The sequence below is a fragment of the Mesorhizobium sp. M1273 genome, assembly GCF_040318195.1.
Lineage (GTDB): Bacteria > Pseudomonadota > Alphaproteobacteria > Rhizobiales > Rhizobiaceae > Mesorhizobium.
This window is the reverse complement of sequence record NZ_JAMYLV010000019.1, coordinates 24,876-41,676: the sequence shown is the minus strand read 5'-3', so window position 1 is coordinate 41,676 and position 16,801 is coordinate 24,876. Positions and strand designations below refer to the sequence as shown.

16 protein-coding genes are annotated in these 16,801 nt (G+C 62.5%); 7 read left to right on the top strand and 9 right to left on the bottom strand.

Going from position 1 to position 16,801, the window contains the following annotated elements; translation table 11 throughout:
* Window positions 1-22: 22 nt before the first annotated feature.
* The gene (locus tag NKH30_RS20115; RefSeq protein WP_352816651.1) at window positions 23-829 is read left to right on the top strand and encodes a DUF72 domain-containing protein; all 807 of its coding nucleotides are present in this window, start codon (window positions 23-25) and stop codon (window positions 827-829) included.
* 45 nt (window positions 830-874) lie between these two features.
* On the opposite strand, the gene NKH30_RS20110 is transcribed toward NKH30_RS20115, so the two are convergent.
* From NKH30_RS20110 to urtA, 6 genes are all read right to left on the bottom strand, one after another.
* On the bottom strand, window positions 875-1,075 hold the full coding sequence (locus NKH30_RS20110) for a hypothetical protein (protein ID WP_023674857.1): 201 nt from the start codon (window positions 1,073-1,075) through the stop codon (window positions 875-877).
* A gap of 211 nt (window positions 1,076-1,286) precedes the next feature.
* Window positions 1,287-1,982 carry an urea ABC transporter ATP-binding subunit UrtE gene (gene urtE / locus NKH30_RS20105; RefSeq protein ID WP_126041867.1) on the bottom strand — a complete coding sequence of 232 codons (696 nt, stop codon included), beginning with the start codon at window positions 1,980-1,982 and terminating at the stop codon, window positions 1,287-1,289.
* A 70-nt stretch (window positions 1,983-2,052) separates the two neighbouring features.
* Window positions 2,053-2,799 carry an urea ABC transporter ATP-binding protein UrtD gene (urtD, locus tag NKH30_RS20100; protein WP_023674855.1) on the bottom strand — a complete coding sequence of 249 codons (747 nt, stop codon included), beginning with the start codon at window positions 2,797-2,799 and terminating at the stop codon, window positions 2,053-2,055.
* Window positions 2,800-2,806: 7 nt separating this feature from the next.
* The gene (gene urtC, locus NKH30_RS20095) at window positions 2,807-4,039 is read right to left on the bottom strand and encodes an urea ABC transporter permease subunit UrtC (RefSeq protein ID WP_352996707.1); all 1,233 of its coding nucleotides are present in this window, start codon (window positions 4,037-4,039) and stop codon (window positions 2,807-2,809) included.
* A complete protein-coding gene (gene urtB / locus NKH30_RS20090) occupies window positions 4,036-5,652 on the bottom strand; it encodes an urea ABC transporter permease subunit UrtB (protein ID WP_352996705.1) in 1,617 nt (538 codons plus the stop codon). Before urtB ends, urtC begins: the two co-directional genes overlap by 4 nt.
* 101 nt (window positions 5,653-5,753) lie before the next feature.
* On the bottom strand, window positions 5,754-7,064 hold the full coding sequence (gene urtA / locus NKH30_RS20085; RefSeq protein ID WP_352455694.1) for an urea ABC transporter substrate-binding protein: 1,311 nt from the start codon (window positions 7,062-7,064) through the stop codon (window positions 5,754-5,756).
* Between the two features lie 301 nt (window positions 7,065-7,365).
* Between urtA and NKH30_RS20080 the strand changes: the two genes are divergently transcribed.
* Window positions 7,366-7,761, top strand: coding sequence for a hypothetical protein (locus tag NKH30_RS20080; RefSeq protein WP_352613777.1), 396 nt, complete (start codon window positions 7,366-7,368; stop codon window positions 7,759-7,761).
* A 46-nt stretch (window positions 7,762-7,807) separates the two neighbouring features.
* Here NKH30_RS20080 and NKH30_RS20075 read toward each other — a convergent pair whose 3' ends face one another.
* The gene (locus NKH30_RS20075; protein WP_352613778.1) at window positions 7,808-8,518 is read right to left on the bottom strand and encodes a purine-nucleoside phosphorylase; all 711 of its coding nucleotides are present in this window, start codon (window positions 8,516-8,518) and stop codon (window positions 7,808-7,810) included.
* A gap of 83 nt (window positions 8,519-8,601) precedes the next feature.
* Window positions 8,602-11,175 (bottom strand): cell cycle histidine kinase CckA, encoded by a 2,574-nt coding sequence (gene cckA, locus NKH30_RS20070; RefSeq protein WP_352540608.1) that lies wholly within the window; start codon window positions 11,173-11,175, stop codon window positions 8,602-8,604.
* Between the two features lie 203 nt (window positions 11,176-11,378).
* On the opposite strand from cckA, the gene NKH30_RS20065 reads away from it, so the two are divergent.
* Window positions 11,379-12,131, top strand: coding sequence for a hypothetical protein (locus tag NKH30_RS20065; protein ID WP_352925254.1), 753 nt, complete (start codon window positions 11,379-11,381; stop codon window positions 12,129-12,131).
* Window positions 12,132-12,215: 84 nt separating this feature from the next.
* Here NKH30_RS20065 and dksA read toward each other — a convergent pair whose 3' ends face one another.
* Window positions 12,216-12,632 carry an RNA polymerase-binding protein DksA gene (dksA, locus tag NKH30_RS20060; protein ID WP_023674847.1) on the bottom strand — a complete coding sequence of 139 codons (417 nt, stop codon included), beginning with the start codon at window positions 12,630-12,632 and terminating at the stop codon, window positions 12,216-12,218.
* Between the two features lie 259 nt (window positions 12,633-12,891).
* Between dksA and NKH30_RS20055 the strand changes: the two genes are divergently transcribed.
* From NKH30_RS20055 to NKH30_RS20040, 4 genes are all read left to right on the top strand, one after another.
* A complete protein-coding gene (locus tag NKH30_RS20055) occupies window positions 12,892-13,395 on the top strand; it encodes a SixA phosphatase family protein (protein WP_352613780.1) in 504 nt (167 codons plus the stop codon).
* A gap of 62 nt (window positions 13,396-13,457) precedes the next feature.
* Window positions 13,458-14,936, top strand: a complete 1,479-nt coding sequence (locus NKH30_RS20050; protein WP_352996702.1) for a YcjX family GTP-binding protein — start codon at window positions 13,458-13,460, stop codon at window positions 14,934-14,936.
* On the top strand, window positions 14,933-16,027 hold the full coding sequence (locus NKH30_RS20045) for a YcjF family protein (RefSeq protein ID WP_352996700.1): 1,095 nt from the start codon (window positions 14,933-14,935) through the stop codon (window positions 16,025-16,027). The genes NKH30_RS20050 and NKH30_RS20045 overlap by 4 nt, the downstream gene beginning before the upstream one ends.
* An 87-nt stretch (window positions 16,028-16,114) precedes the next feature.
* Window positions 16,115-16,669, top strand: coding sequence for a hypothetical protein (locus NKH30_RS20040; RefSeq protein ID WP_023674843.1), 555 nt, complete (start codon window positions 16,115-16,117; stop codon window positions 16,667-16,669).
* Window positions 16,670-16,801: the final 132 nt, after the last annotated feature.

Below are 16,801 nucleotides of genomic sequence, written 5' to 3'. Positions count from 1 at the left end.
TCTGCAAACCGGGAGGACGACCATGACTCAATCAGGAACAATCCGCGCCGGCATGGGCGGCTGGACCTTCGAGCCGTGGGACACGTCCTTCTACCCGGACAAATTGTCGAAGGCCAAGCAACTGCATTATGCCAGCCGGCAGGTGCCCACTGTCGAGGTCAACGGCACCTATTATTCGAGCTTCAAGGAGCCGACCTTCGTCAAATGGGCCAACGAGGCGCCGGATGGTTTCGTCTATTCGCTGAAGGGCAACCGCTTCGTCACCAACCGCCGCGTGCTCGGCGAGGCCGGGGAATCGATCATGCGCTTCCTCGGGTCGGGCGTCGCGGCACTTGGCGACAAGCTCGGGCCGATCCTGTGGCAGTTCGCGCCGACCAAGAAATTCGACCCAGACGATTTCGAGGCCTTCCTCAAGCTGTTGCCGGAAAAGCAGGACGGCGTTGCGCTGCGCCACGCGGTCGAGGTGCGCAACGACAGCTTCGTCGTGCCGGAGTTCGCCGCCTTGGCGCGAAAGCACAAGGCCGCCATCGTCTATGCCGACCACGCCAAATATCCGGGGATTGCCGACGTTACCGGCGATTTCATCTATGCGCGGCTGCAGACCGGCAGCGACGACAATCCCGATTGCTACACGCCAAAGGCGCTCGACGAATGGGCGGCGCGCGCAAAAACCTGGGCGGAAGGCAAGGTGCCGGCCGACCTGTCGCGCGCCGATCCTTCAACCGACGCGCCGGTCAAGCCACGCGATGTGTTTGTCTACTTCATCACCGAGGGCAAGGTCCGCGCTCCATTCGGCGCCATCGCGCTGATGAAGCGGGTCGCAGGCTGACGCCCCGCTGTCGGTGGTCCGCCTGGCTTGGTCCTAAACTACCGGCTATGCGGCGCGTTCGTCCGGACGCCGATCAACCCTGACGATCTCGTTGAAAGCATCGAGATCGACATAGAAGACCTTGGTGATCTCCGCGATGAGTTCGTCATGGTCATACCCCTGCGATTTCAGAATGTTGATGGCTGTCAGGATATCGACGCGCTCCGTGAGCCGTCGTTTCTGGTAGTCCTCGACATAGCGCTCCATCGTCTGGCCCTGGCTCCCAAGCACCCGAAATGTTGGACGACAACAGATCGCTGGAAGGGCTTGCGCGCAAGCGTGCGGACGCAGCCGCGCCTTCCCCTGATCTGCCAAGTTGAAACTGCTACGGAAAGCGGCCGACTCACCAAGGCCAAGCAAAATCTAGCACGCAATCTGCAGCGCGCCAGAGTTGCAAAGTAATGGAATCAATAAGAATTCAGACAGTCAGGAATTTGCGGACGTCCGCCCGGTCGAGATCCTCGGCGGGGCCGGTATGGACGATCTGACCGCGGTCCATGATGTTGACCTCGTCGGCCAATTCCCGGCAGAAGTCGAGATATTGTTCGACCAGAAGCACGGCGATACCGGCCTGGTCGCGCAGATAGCGGATGGCGCGGCCGATGTCCTTGATGATCGACGGCTGGATGCCTTCGGTCGGCTCGTCGAGCACCAGCAGCTTCGGCCGCATCACCAGCGCCCTGCCGATGGCAAGCTGCTGCTGCTGGCCGCCGGAAAGATCGCCGCCGCGGCGCGCGAGCATCTGCTTCAGCACCGGAAACAATTCGAAGACGTGACCGGGAATGTTGCGATCGGCGCGCTTCAACGGCGCAAAACCCGATTCGAGGTTTTCCCGCACCGTAAGCAGCGGAAATATCTCCCTGCCCTGCGGCACGAATGCGATGCCCGACCGGGCGCGATCATACGCCGCGCTCCGGTCGAGCGCCTTCCCCTCGAAGGCAACGCTTCCGCTCGTCAGCCGGTGATGGCCGACGATCGATCTCATCAAACTGGTCTTGCCGACGCCGTTGCGGCCGAGCACGCAGGTGATCTTGCCGGCGCCGGCCTTCAGCGAGACGCCGCGCAGCGCCTGGGCAGCGCCGTAGTGCAGCGTGGCATTGGAGACTTCGAGCATGGTCAGCGCTTTCTCCAACGCGTGAAGAACGAAAGGTCGAAATGATGGAACGGAACGCGCCAGACCATGTTCATCTCCCCAGATAGACTTCGACGACGCGCTCGTCGGCCGAAACGAAGTCGAGGCTGCCCTCGGAAAGCACCGAGCCTTCGTGCAGGCAGGTAACCTTGACGCCGAGCTCGCGCACGAAATGCATGTCGTGCTCGACGACGATGACAGAATGGTCGCGCGCGATATCCCGGAGCAGCCGCGCGGTTTCCTCGGTCTCGGCGTCGGTCATGCCGGCAACCGGTTCGTCGACCAGCAGCAGCTTCGGATCCTGCGCCAGAAGCATGCCGATCTCGAGCCATTGCTTTTGGCCGTGGCTCAGATTGGCGGCGAGTTCGTCACGCTTGTCGCCAAGCCGGATGATGCCGAGGATGTCGTCGATCTGCCGCACGTCCGCGGCCGAGCGACGATGGAACAGTGCCGGGAAGATCGAGCGCGGGCCTTTCAGCGCCAGCATCAGATTGTCCTCGATCGTGTGGCTTTCGAAGACGGTCGGCTTCTGGAATTTACGGCCGATGCCCATCATGGCGATTTCGGCCTCGTCGTGTTTGGTCAGGTCGACCTCACCGTTGAAGAAAACTTCACCCGCGTCGGGCCGCGTCTTGCCGGTGACGATGTCCATCATCGTCGTCTTTCCGGCGCCGTTGGGGCCGATGATCGCCCGCATCTCGCCCTTGTCGAGCACCAGTGAAAGGTTGTTGATGGCGCGAAACCCGTCGAAGGAAACTGACACGCCGTCGAGATAGAGGATGGTGTTGCTCTTCGACATCAGTCCATCACTCCGCCGGCTGCGGTTCGGCGCCGGAGGCCGACCAGTCGCCCGGCCTTCTCGCCGCCGAGCGGTCGGTTTTCGGCGGCACCGGCGCATCGGGATCGATGCCGGCTTCCTCGACAACCGAGGCCGCCCGCAGCGCCTTGGCGTTGCCGCGCCAGGAATCCCACATGCCGATGATGCCCTTGGGCAGGAACAGCGTGACGGCGACAAACAGTCCGCCCAGCGCAAACAGCCAGAATTCAGGCAGCACGCCGGTGAACCAGGATTTACCGGCATTGACCAGAAGCGCGCCGATGATCGGCCCGACGATGGTGCCGCGCCCGCCGACGGCCGCCCACACCACCACCTCGATCGAATTGGACGGCTCGAATTCGCCAGGGTTGATGATGCCGACCTGTGGCACGTAAAGCGCACCGGCGATGCCGGCCATCACCGCCGACAGGGTGAATGCGAACAGTTTGACGTTCTCCGCCCGCCAGCCGAGAAAGCGTGTGCGGCTTTCGGCGTCGCGCACCGCCATCAAAAGCTTGCCGTACTTGGAACCGACGATTGCCCAGGTGACGAAGACGGCAAACGCCAGCATGACGGCGCTGGCCGCGAACAGCGCCGACCGCGTCATGTCGGCCTGCACGTTGAACCGTAGAATGTCCTTGAAATCGGTCAGGCCGTTATTGCCGCCGAAACCCATGTCGTTGCGGAAAAAGGCAAGCAGCAGCGCATAGGTCATCGCCTGGGTGATGATCGACAGATAGACGCCGGTGACGCGGCTGCGGAAGGCAAACCAGCCGAAGACGAAGGCGAGCAGGCCGGGCACCGCAAGCACCATGACCGCGGCAAACCAGAAGTGGTCGAAGCCATACCAGAACCATGGCAATTCCTTGTAGTTAAGGAACACCATGAAATCCGGCAGCAGCGGATTGCCGTAGACGCCGCGCGAGCCGATCTGGCGCATCAGATACATGCCCATCGCATAGCCGCCGAGTGCGACGAAGGCGCCGTGGCCGAGCGAGAGGATGCCGCAATAGCCCCAGACGAGATCGAGCGCCAAGGCGAGCAGTGCATAGCAGAGGTATTTGCCGGTGAGCGCGACGATATAGGACGGCACGTAAAACGCACTTGTCGGCGAGACCGCAAGATTGAGCAGCGGCACGACGATTGCAACCGCCAGCAGGATGAAGATGGTGATGGCGACGCGGCGGTCGGCGCCGGCGGCAAAGAAGCGTCCCGTGATCATGCTTCCACCGACCTGCCCTTTAGCGCGAACAGACCGCGCGGGCGTTTCTGGATGAACAGGATGATCAGCACCAGGACGACGATCTTGCCGAGCACTGCTCCGGCATAAGGTTCGAGGAACTTGTTGACGATGCCGAGCGAGAAAGCGCCGACCAGCGTGCCCCAAAGATTGCCGACACCGCCGAAAACGACGACCATGAAGCTGTCGATGATGTAGCCGCGGCCGAGATTGGGCGAGACGTTGTCGATCTGGCTGAGCGCGACACCGGCGAGGCCGGCAATGCCGGAGCCGAGTGCAAACGTTAGCGCATCGACCCAAGGCGTCCTGATGCCCATCGAGGCAGCCATGCGGCGATTGGCGGTGACGGCACGCATCTGCAGCCCCCAGGGCGTGCGTTTCATCACGTAGAGCAGCACCGCGAACACGCCGAGCGCGAATACCAGGATCCAGAGCCGGTTCCAGGTCACGGCAAGCTGGCCGATATTGAACGAGCCGGACATCCATGACGGGTTGCCTACCTCCTGGTTGGTCGGCCCGAAGATGGTGCGTACGGCCTGCTGCAGGATCAGCGACACACCCCATGTCGCCAGCAGGGTTTCCAGCGGCCGACCGTAGAGATAGCGGATCAGCCCGCGCTCGATGACAAGGCCGACGAGCGCCGCCACCAGGAAGGCCAGCGGCAGGGCGATGACCAGCGACCAGTCGAACAGGCCGGGAAAGGAATTGCGAATAACCTCCTGCACGACGAAGGTCGTGTAGGCGCCGAGCATGACCATCTCGCCATGCGCCATGTTGATGACGCCCATGACGCCGAAGGTGATGGCAAGGCCAATCGCCGCCAGCAGCAGCACCGATCCGAGCGATATGCCGTACCAGATGTTCTGGCCGGCATCCCACAGCGCCAGCGTCGAGTTGATGTCGGCGATCGCCGCGGTCGCCGCGTCCTTCACCGCACCTTCGGAACTGGCCTCTACCGACGTGAGCAGCGACACCGCATCGCGGTCGCCGCGCGCACTGATGAGCGCGATTGCCGCCAGTTTGTCGGCCTCCGGCCTGTCGGAAACGAGAATCGACGCGGCGCGGGCCTGTTCTAGCAGCGCCTTGACGCTTGCCACGCTCTCATTGGCGATCGCGGTGTCGAGCGGCTCGATGTTTGCCGCGTCCGGCGTCTTGAACATTGTGTCGGCGGCGGCAATGCGCACGGCCGGGTCCTTGGAGCCGAGCGTCAGCGTGCCCAACGCATCGCGAATGACGCGGCGCAGCGTGTTGTTGACCTTGATCTTGGTGATGTCGGCCTTTGCAGCTTCGCCCGATCCTTCGCCGGTAAGCGCATCGAGCAGCTCGATGCCGTCGCCGCTCTCCTTGCCGACAAAAACCAGTGAATCGGCCTTGCGCACGTAAAGGCTGCCCTCCGCAAGCGCGGCAAGCGGCCGTTCTACGGCCGGATCGCCGGAAGCCGCAAGCTCCCGCACCACGGCTTCTATCGCCGGAAAATTGGCGGCGGTGGCGAATTTGGCGATGACGACGCGCAGATCTGCTTCGCTGGCGTTCGACGGCAGCAGCGTCCCCAGGAGAAGGAGCAGCATCAGGCCAATCGCGCGGATCAGGATCATTGGTTTCTGGTGGCTCTTGAAGATTGAATGTTGCCTTCCGGGCAGGCTGGAGGAGGAGCCTGCCCGGAGGCTTGCGGGTCTGGGAGGACAGACCGGGAGGATCAGTTGGTTCCCTTGCCGCCGCATTTTCCGGTGGCAACGTTGAAGTTGCCGCAGGACAGAGGCGCGCGCCAATCGGAGATCAGGTCCTTGGAGTCAGGCAGATAGTCGGACCACTCGTCGCCCATCACCAGGCCGGGCGTCTGCGAAACGGTTTCGAACTGGCCGTCGGCCTGGATTTCGCCGATCAGCACCGGCTTGGTGATGTGATGGTTCGGCATCATCGTCGAATAACCGCCGGTCAGGTTCGGCACCGAGACGCCGACCATGGCGTCGATTACCTTGTCCGGATCGGTGGTGCCGGCCTTCTCGACCGCCTTCACCCACATGTTGAAGCCGATATAATGGGCTTCCATCGGGTCGTTGGTGGTGCGCTTGTCGTTCTTGATGAATTTGTGCCAGTCGGCGATGAACTTCGCGTTCTCGGGCGTGTCGACGCTCTCGAAATAGTTCCAGGCGGCGAGATGGCCGACCAGCGGCGCAGTGTCCAGACCGGCAAGCTCTTCCTCGCCGACCGAGAAGGCCATGACCGGGATGTCCTCGGCCTTGATGCCCTGGTTGCCGAGCTCCTTGTAGAACGGCACGTTGGCGTCGCCATTGACGGTCGAGACCACGGCGGTCTTCTTGCCGGCCGAGCCGAACTTCTTGATCGCCGAAACTTCGGTCTGCCAGTCGGAGAAGCCGAACGGCGTGTAGTTGACCATGATGTCTTCCGCAGCGACGCCCTTGGCCTTCAGATAGGCCTCGAGGATTTTGTTGGTGGTGCGCGGGTAGACGTAGTCGGTGCCTTCGAGAACCCAGCGCTTCACCGAACCGCCGTCCTCGCTCATCAGATAGTCGACCGCGGGAATGGCTTGCTGGTTCGGCGCCGCACCGGTGTAGAACACGTTGCGTTCGCTCTCCTCGCCCTCATACTGGACGGGATAGAAAAGGATGTTGTCGAGTTCGCTGAACACCGGCAGCACCGATTTGCGCGACACCGAGGTCCAGCAGCCGAACACCGCCGCGACCTTGTCCTTGGAGATCAGCTCGCGCGCCTTTTCGGCGAACAGCGGCCAGTTGGAAGCCGGATCGACGACCACCGCCTCGAGCTTCTTGCCGAGCAGGCCACCCTTGGCATTCTGCTCTTCGATGAGCATCAGCATGGCGTCTTTCAGCGTCGTCTCCGAGATCGCCATGGTTCCCGACAGCGAATGGAGGATGCCGACCTTGATGGTGTCGTCGGCCGCCTTGGCGGGAACGCTCATCAGCAGGCCGGCGGTGACCACGCCGGCCGAAAACATTTTTGTTATTGTCGAGAAACTGCCCCTCATACTTTTAAACTCCCAAGCTGGTTAACTGCATCGGAACAGACCATGCAACGGCTGTGCCAATCACCGGCGAAAGATCGGAGGGTTTGAGATTTCCCAGCCCTGTCAGTCGGTTAATGTATTAGCCGCAGGAGATGAACCTCGCCTGCCAGGTTTGAAATGAGAAAAGATCACTCGTACCAGCCTAAGTTTTACTCATATACAGGCCAATGCCCGAATTTTGAGCAGCATCATATGAGCGCTGGCGAGGATTGCAGCGTCGCAGCGAAATGGGGCAAGTTCGAACCCTTAAACGAGCGACGCCATGGCCTTCCGAACGTCTTGCATTTTCATCACCATGCTTCTGCTGGCGACGACGACCGTAGCGCGCGCAGGCTTCAGCGACGGCAAGCTGCCGGACGGCTCATATCATTGCGAAGTCTATCTGCTAGGCATGTTCCTCAGCCTCGGCGACATCACCATCAACGGAAACGTCTATAGCGGTCCGGTTAGCTTCGGCACCGCGCCGCAGAGTTATAACTACCAGATGGATGCAGACGGGGTGATTACCTGGCTGGGTCCGCTGGGCGGCTACACCAGCGGTGGCAACTCGATCTCGCTTACGCAAGCGACGCTGGAAAGCGGAACCACCCCGTCCTTCGACATCATCATGAAGCAGCCAGACGGCGCCTTTACCGCCTCGACCTGCACGAAGCGTTGAAAAGTACGGAACCTGGCGAGCTTCCCTACTCCGAAGTAGAAGCCGCCTAGCTCTCCGCCGCCATGTCGAGCGCCAGCCGGGTCATATCGGTGAAAAGCCCCTGGCGTTCGGAATAGTCGGTCTGCTCGCCGGTTGCCACGTTGTCGACGACGGTCAGGATGGACAGCGCCCGGGCGCCGAAATCGGCCGCAATGCGGTAGAGTGCGCTGGTTTCCATATCCACGGCGAGCGCCCCCTGTGCCTGTGCTTCGGCAAAGCGTTCGCGCCCCAGCGGATGATAAAAAATATCGCTGCAGATCGTCAGTCCGGCCCGATGGTCGATGCCGAGTTCCGCAGCGCGGGCCAACGCCTGGGCCAACAATGCAGGATCGGGGCCGGCATCGGCACGATAGAGCCCAAAAACCTGGCCGCTCTCGGCATTTTCGCCGCGCACCGATTGTGCGATCACCAGGCTGCGCAGCGCCATCTCGGCGGTCAGGCCACCGCAGGTGCCGGTGCGGATCAACGTTTTCGCACCGTAGAAGTCCAGCAGCTCATGCACGTAGACCAGGAATGACGGGACGCCGATGCCGGTGGACTGGACGCTGACAGGCTTGCCGCGAAACAACCCGGTAAAGCCGAGCGCGCCGCGGCGGCGGTTGACGCAGCGCGGCGCTTCCAGAAAGGTCTCCGCCATCCATTCAGCGCGCTGCGGGTCGCCCGGCAGCAGCACCGTGCTTGCGTAGTCGCCTTTGCTAGCCTCGTTGTGTGGCGTCACGGCATGCTTTCCAAAACCCGTCGCCCGTTTCGCCTGTAATCATGGCAGTCTCACGACAATGCGCAAGCGGAGCGTTGGAAGGGTCAGGATTCCAGCATGTCCTTTACGATCGTGGCCAATTGCTTGAGCGAAAACGGCTTCGGCAAGAAGCCGAAATGCGCGTCGGCCGGCAAGTTCTTGGCGAACGCGTCTTCGGCATAGCCGGACACGAAGATAAACTTGATGTCGGGCTGCCGTTTGCGCAATTCGCCAAGCAGCGTCGGGCCATCCATTTCCGGCATCACCACGTCCGACACCACGACGTCGACCTTGCCGCCGAGCGCTTCGTAGACTTCAAGCGCCTCGACGCCCGACGACGCCTCGTGGACGGTGTAGCCGCGCGATTTCAGCGCCCGCATGCCGCCCATGCGCACGGCGTCCTCGTCTTCAACCAGCAGCACCGTGGCCGAGCCCGACAGATCCTTGGCTGAGTCGGTGATCTTGGCAGGGGCGGCCGGCACTTCTCCAGCCTCGCCCGCCTTCCTTGCCTCCGCAATGTGCCGCGGCAGGAAGATGCGGAACACCGATCCCTTGCCGACTTCGGAATCGCAGAAGATGAAGCCGCCTGTCTGCTTGATGATGCCATAGACCATGGACAGGCCGAGTCCGGTTCCCTTGCCAACCTCCTTTGTCGTGAAGAAGGGCTCGAAGATCTTTTTCAGCACATCAGGCGCGATGCCGCTGCCGCTGTCCTCGACCTCGACCAGCACATAGTCGGCCGGAGTAAGTTCGCGGTAGGAAAAGGTCTTGCATTCCCCGGCGCTGACGTTGCGGGTGCGCACCGTGAGGTCGCCGCCGGCCGGCATCGCATCGCGCGCATTGACCACAAGATTGACCACCACTTGCTCGAACTGCCCGATATCGACCCTGACCGGCCACAGGTCGCGGCCATGGTCGATCTTGAGCTTGATATCGTTGCCGACCAGCCGGGCAAGCAGCATTCTGAGATCGGCGAGCACGTCGGTCAGGTTGAGCACCTCCGGCCGCAGCGTCTGCTTGCGCGAGAAGGCCAGCAACTGCCGCACCAGCGAGGCCGCCCGGTTGGCATTCTGCTTGATGTTCATGATGTCCGGGAACGACGGATCGGACGGCCGGTGGTTGGTCAACAGCAGGTCCGAGGCCATGATGATGGCGGTCAGCACATTGTTGAAATCATGCGCGATGCCGCCGGCGAGTTGGCCGACCGCCTGCATCTTCTGGCTCTGCGCCATCTGGCCCTCGAGGGCCTTTTGCTCAGTGGTCTCGACGGCATAGACGATGGCCGATTCCTCGGCGCCCTCGCCACCGGTACCGTCTGCGACCGCGTTGACGTAGAAGCGTATGTGGCGCTCCTCATTGCCGGGCAGCACCGTATCGATCGGCTCGATGTCAGCCTGTTGCTGGCGTGCCTTTTCGAAGGCCGCGGCGAAAGCCGGCCGGTCGCGCTCGTGGATCACCGTATCCAGCCGCACACGCCGATCGACCGCGTCGCGGTCGACGACCGAGGAAAACAGCGACAGGAATGGCGCATTGGTGCGCAGGATGCGGCCGGCATGGTCGACGCCGGCTATCGCCATCGGCGTCGAGTTGAAGAACCGCGTGAAGCGTATTTCCGATGCGCGGAGGTCGGCCGAAGCGTCCTCGCCTTGCGTCCGGTTGAGCACGATGGTGCGAGTCGGGCCGTTGAGACCCTCTCGGCTGGCCGAGACACGATGCATGAAGCGCACCGGCAGCGCCTCGCCGGTCATCGTCGTCAGATCGAGGTCGATAACGGCATTGCGCGTGGTACCAGCGTCGGCCTTGACCGAACGGACCAGCGCCATGCCGTCGCCGGCGACGATCTCCGGCAAGGTGATTGCGCCGGGAGTGAAGCTGGCCAGGTCGATGCCCAGCCACTCCGCAAGGGTCGCGTTGATATAGGTGACGCGGCCTTCCTGGTCGGCCGAAAAGAAACCGGCCGGCGCATGGTCGAGGTGATCGATCGCCTTTTGCAGGTCGAGAAAGAACCGCTCCTGCTCGGCCCGTTCCCGCGAGATATCGGCAAGCTGCCAGGCAAGCATGGGCAGCCGCTGGCCGGGAACGCTGAAGGCGCGGGCCCGAACGCGGTACCAGCGCGCGCCCGGTTCGGCGCCTGGCCGAATGGACTGCGCGAGCCGAAACTCGCCGTCGCCCGGCTGGCCGTCCCGCAGGCCTGACGCCAGCCGGTATATGGTCACCGAGGCCTCGGGAACGTCTGAAAGCAAACCTTCGACGGTCTTGAGGTCGGCGGCCGACTCGGCACCCGTCATATCGGCATAGGTCCGGTTGGCGTAGATGATACGGCCTTTGGTGTCGGTGACCAGGAGACCTTGCGACATCGAATCGACGAAAGCTTTCGACAGTTCGTCGCTTGTCGAGCGCGGCGTGATGTGCACGAAGCCGATCGCAGTGGCGAATAGAAAGCCGACGCCGATCATCGCCAGCACGCCAAGCATGCCAAGCAGGAATGGATCGCCAAGGCGCTCGCGGAAAAGGCCGAAGACGATCGCTGCCCCAGTCAGGACGACGATGAAGACGATGAGCCGGGTGACCGCTCCCGGTCGCGTGTTCTGGTCGACGATAGGTACCGGATAGAAATCGCCGCGCGCTTCCTTGGCCATGTGCCCCCTGCTCGTGAATTCCGGTGTCGGTTGAATCATATTCTCAGGGTTGGGAAAAGGCCCGGCTGCAGATGTCCGCTAAAAATGACGCCGTTCGGCTCCCGGCGTTTCAAGCTGTTCACGAAGCATGAAAGGCAACTTGCGGTGGCCTGCCGCAACAGTCTAGTGTCGCTTCTCTTCGAAAGCTGATTTTGGGGGAACCAATGCTGCAATGGCTGGATGGCGTGGCGGGTCCTGGTTATGCCGCAGCAATCCTATGGACGTTTGCAGTACTTGTCCTTCTGCTCATCATTCTTCTTATCATCAGGCTGGTCCGCAGCCTGACGTTCGGGACATTCGTCGCCGGCGGCAGGAACCGCAAGACGCGGCTGGCTGTCATGGATGCCACAGCGGTCGACAGTCACCGGCGGCTGGTGCTGGTGCGCCGTGACGATATCGAGCACCTGCTATTGATCGGTGGTCCGACCGACGTCGTCGTCGAGCGCGACATCAGGCTCTCGGCGTTGCGGCGCCCGGCATTGACCGGAGACAACGGCCACCAGCCGGCAGCAAGGTCTGCTTCGACCACAGCCGCGCCGGTGAGGCAAGCGCCACCGCAGCCGGCAAGCGTAACCGCGACCCCTGTCCGAGCCCGCCAGACGGCGACGATGCCGGCAACAATGCCGGCGCCGGCGCCGAAACCGGCATCGAACGTCACGCCGTTGCCAAGTTATGGATCCGTCAACGCCAGTGCCTCGCGGCATGCGCAGCCGCCGGCAAGACAGGACTCCCCGGCAAGATACGAGCCGCCGGCACAGCACGAGTCGATTGACGATGCGCTGATGAAGGAGCTGGAGGTTTCCCTCGACGAGCCACGCTTCAGCCAAACGCCGAGCAAGCCGGTGGCGAAGGCATCACCCTCTCTCGACGACGAGATGACGAAGCTCCTCGGCGAGTTGTCCAATCAGAAAAGATAGGCCGATAGCGAACGGCCAATGAAAATGGCCGGAAAACCGGCCATTTTGAACGCTTTACCGATGCCGCTGTTTTTTCCCGGCGACTCAGTCGTCGCGGTAGACCTTCTCGCGCCGCTCATGGCGCTCCTGTGCCTCGATCGACAAGGTCGCGATCGGGCGCGCGTCGAGCCGCTTCAGCGCGATCGGCTCGCCCGTCTCCTCGCAATAACCGTAAGTGCCTTCGTCAAGGCGCTGGAGGGCCGAATCGATCTTGGAGATGAGTTTTCGCTGGCGATCGCGGGCGCGAAGTTCGATGGCGCGGTCGGTTTCTGAGGAGGCGCGATCGGCGAGGTCGGGGTGGTTGGCGTTTTCCTGCTGCAGGATTTCGAGAGTTTCGCGCGCTTCGCGCAAGATGTCGTTCTTCCAGGTGACGAGCTTCATGCGAAAGTAGGATTTCTGCCGCTCGTTCATGAACGGCTCGTCTTCGGAGGGTACGTAATCGGCGGTAACGATGTCGTTCATTCGACTCACCCAACAAACCCCAAATTTGGCGCCTATATATTCGCGGACCGAAAGCTGCACAAGGTCAATCGACGACAGTTTCACGCAATTGTTAGTCTCGGACAAAACGGATCGGCGATGCCCTTTTTGCGAAGAATACGACCGAATCCGTACATGATTCGCTATGCTTGAGGGGCGCTTGCCATTGCGCACGGAGCTCTTCTGATGGCAAATCCTGCGGCGTGCTGACGGGTTCGGTGCCCGGCACAACGGGGATCCGGTGACCAGACTGTACCTGCTGAGGCATGCGAAGGCCGGCTGGGCGCTGCCTGGCGTGGCTGACTTCGACCGCCCGCTCGATCCATCCGGCTTCGCCGATGCCGAAGCGATGGGCGTCCTGATGCGTTCCCGCAAATACGCACCGGCCCTCACCCTTTGCTCAAGCGCCAAGCGCGCCCGCCAGACGCTGGAAAGCCTGGCTGGCCACACGGACACGGGCCGGGTGCTGTTCTGTGACACCCTCTACAGCGACGATGCCGCCGCGTACCTCACTGCCATCCGGCAGAATGGCGGGCTGGATGCCTTGCTCGTCATCGGCCACAATCCGATGATTGAGGATCTCGCCATGGCGCTCTCAGGCGACGGCAACGAGACCGCGCGGGCCATGCTGAACCACGGCTTCCCGACCTCCGCACTTGCAGTGGTCCGGTTCAACGGCAGACTTGCCGAGGCTGCGCCAGGCACCGGCTATCTCGAAGCCTTCCTGACGCCTGCCGATATCTGAGGCCATTTCAAAGCCGCGCATCAAAGCCTATATCGGATGCTGACCGGCCCGCGAGAACAGATTTGGCATCATCGCTGACGACTTTTACCGACGAGGCGAAGATTGCCTTGGATACGTTGTCAGGCCGCGCTGCCGGGCTTTTCGCTCCGTCGCTGCGTCTTGGCGTGACCGGGCTGTCCCGCGCCGGCAAGACCGTGTTCATCTCGGCCCTTGTGCACAATCTCGTCCATGGCGGACGCTTGCCGCTGTTTGAGGCACAAAAATCGGGGCGCATCGCCCGGGCTTTTCTCGAAGAGCAGCCGGACGACGCGGTACCACGCTTCCAGTACGAGGATCACATCGCGGCTCTTGTCGACGATCGCGTCTGGCCGGATTCGACGCGTGCGATTTCCGAACTGAGGCTCACCATCGAATACGAATCGGCCTCTGGCTGGAGCCGCATGTTTTCCGCCGGCAAATTGTCGGTCGACATCGTCGATTATCCCGGCGAATGGCTGCTCGACCTGCCGCTGCTCGGCAAGTCCTACGCCGATTTTTCGCGTGAGGCCTTCGAGATGGCCGTGTTGCCGGTGCGTGTCGACCTTTCGCGGGAATGGCGGGCGCTCTCCGACACGGTCGACCCCAACGCCGAGGCCGACGAGATGACGGCGCGCCGTCTCGCTGAGAGCTTCGCGGCCTATCTCAAGGCCTGCAAAGTCGACGAGCGGGCGCTTTCGACCTTGCCGCCCGGCCGCTTCCTGATGCCTGGCGATCTTGAAGGCTCGCCCGCTCTCACCTTCGCGCCGCTGCCGAATCTGGGCGGCCGGCGCGCCCGCTCGGGATCGCTGCAGGCTATGATGGAGCGGCGCTACGAGGCTTACAAGACGCATGTCGTCAAACCGTTCTTTCGCGAACACATCACGCGTCTCGACCGCCAGATCGTGCTCATCGACGCATTGCAGGCATTGAATGCCGGCCCCGGTGCGATGGCCGATCTGGAGCGCGCGGTCACCGAAATTCTGTCCTGTTTCCGGCCCGGCCGGGGCAATTTCCTGAGCGACCTGTTTTCGAGGCGTATCGACCGTATATTGCTGGCCGCGACCAAGGCCGACCATCTGCACCACGAAAGCCACGACCGGCTGCAGGCGATCGTGCGGCGGCTAGCCGACCGAGCCGTGGCGCGGGCGAATTTCACCGGCGCCGACGTCGACGTCGTCGCTTTGGCTGCCATGCGCGCGACCCGGGAAGGCACGGTCAAGCAGGGCCGCGAGACTTTGCCGGTCATTATCGGCACGCCATTGCGCGGCGAAAACATCGATGGCGAAACCTTTGACGGAAAGACCGAAACAGCCATATTTCCCGGTGATTTGCCGGAGAAAGTTGATGCGGTGTTCGACGTTTCCGAATCGACCCGCCGGCAGAACAATGACGACCCCGCGATCCGCTTCGTGCGCTTTCGCCCGCCGAAACTCGAGCGCACCGCCGAGGGCGTGACGCTGTCGCTGCCACATATCAGGCTCGACCGCGCGCTGCAGTTCCTGATCGGAGATCATCTCGCATGAGTGCGCCCCGCAGACCGGCGGCCTTTCGCATAGAGCCGGAGCCCCAGCAGAAGGAAGACTCGACGGCTCACCATGCTCCGTCCGAGACCGCGCCGGCGCGAAAGCCGCGTACCGTGACGGCGGATCTTGCCGTGGTCACACCGGCGGAGACCGACGTCTTCGACGAGCCTGATATCGTCGTTGCCGAACCGCCGCCGGCGATTGCGCCGCGAAAACGTTCGCTGCTTGGCAGCCTGTTCTTCGGCGCGCTGGGCGTTCTGGTTTCGCTCGCCGTCGGCCTCTGGACCGACCAGCTGATTCGCGATCTGTTCGAGCGCGCCGAGTGGCTGGGCTGGCTGGCTGCCGCTATGGCCGCGATCGCCATCCTGGCGCTTCTGATCATCCTCGTGCGCGAATTCATGGCGATTGCCCGCCTTGCCGAGGTCGAAAAGTTGCAGAAGCGGGCGCTCGATGCGATTGCCCGTGACGATCCGAAGGCCGCCCGCGCCGTGGCCGACGAGTTGTCGGTCTTTGTCTCGGCCAAGCCTGAAACCGCGGCCGGCAGGCGCTCGCTGGCCGAATTGCGTGGCGAGATCATTGACGGCGGCAATCTGGTGCGGCTGGCCGAGACCGAGATACTCGGCCCGCTCGATGCCCGCGCCAGGGTGATGATCCTCGAAGCGGCGAAGCGCGTCTCCCTGGTGACCGCGGTCAGCCCCCGCGCGCTGGTCGACGTCGCTTATGTCGTGTTCGAAGCCGGCCGGTTGATTCGCCGGCTGTCGGAGCTTTATGGCGGCCGCCCCGGCACGCTTGGCTTTTTTCGCCTGGCGCGCAGCGTTCTGGCCCATCTCGCGGTCACCGGGTCGATCGCCGTCGGCGACAGTTTCGTCCAGCAGATCGTCGGCCACGGCCTTGCCGCCCGGCTCTCGGCCAAGCTCGGCGAAGGCGTCGTCAACGGCATGATGACTGCGCGCATCGGCATTGCAGCGATGGAAACCGCAAGGCCCCTGCCCTTTTACGCGGTCAGGCGGCCCGGATTGGGCGATTTCCTCTCCGCGCTGACCTCCTTTGCAGCAAAGAAAGAAAAAGAAACATCCGCTTCCGGAACGTGACTATTGCCTTGGGGTGACAAAGCATTAACCAATCTTGTCCATGGTCGGAAGCGTCCAAACCAGTCTCTTTGTTGCCGGGTGTCGTCGATGAAAAGCGTTATTCTGTCCAGCGGGCTGCCCGTGGCGCTCGCGCTTGTCGCAACCGTCGGCATTGCCGGAAAGACCTCGGCGGCGGAACCGGACAAGCAGTTCTTTCGGTCGGTCGAAGGCAAATGGGTCGGCCCCGGGGAAATCGTTGCCGGCAAATACAAGGGCACGAAATTCACCTGCAGCTTCATCGGCTCGACGCCTGACGGCAAGGTCGGCATGTCGCTCGACGGCGGCTGTCGGGTAGGCATGTTCACCCAGCAGATGTCGGCAACGATCGAACACAAGGGCCGGCAGGGCTACAAGGGCAGCTTTATGGGCGGGGCCGCCGGCTCCGGCCTCGACATTATCGGCGGCAATGTCGTCGATGCGCACAAGGTGGTTTTCACCATCAATCGCAATCAGTTGCGCGGCGTGATGCAGGCGCTTGTCCCCGACGACAATTCGATGACAGTGACCGTTGCCGTGCGCGTCGACCAGCAGCTGGTCCCGGTCATCGGCATGAAGCTGAAGCGGATCGATGCAGTCGAGGTCGGCTCCATAACTCCGAACTGACTTTCAGCGTGAGAAGGGCGGCGGCCAAACGGCGCCGCCCTCTTTTGATTTGCAAATAAGTGCTCAGCCCTCGATCGCGGCAATCACCTCGTCATAGGCCTTGCAGGCCTCGGCTGCTGTCGTGCCGCCCTG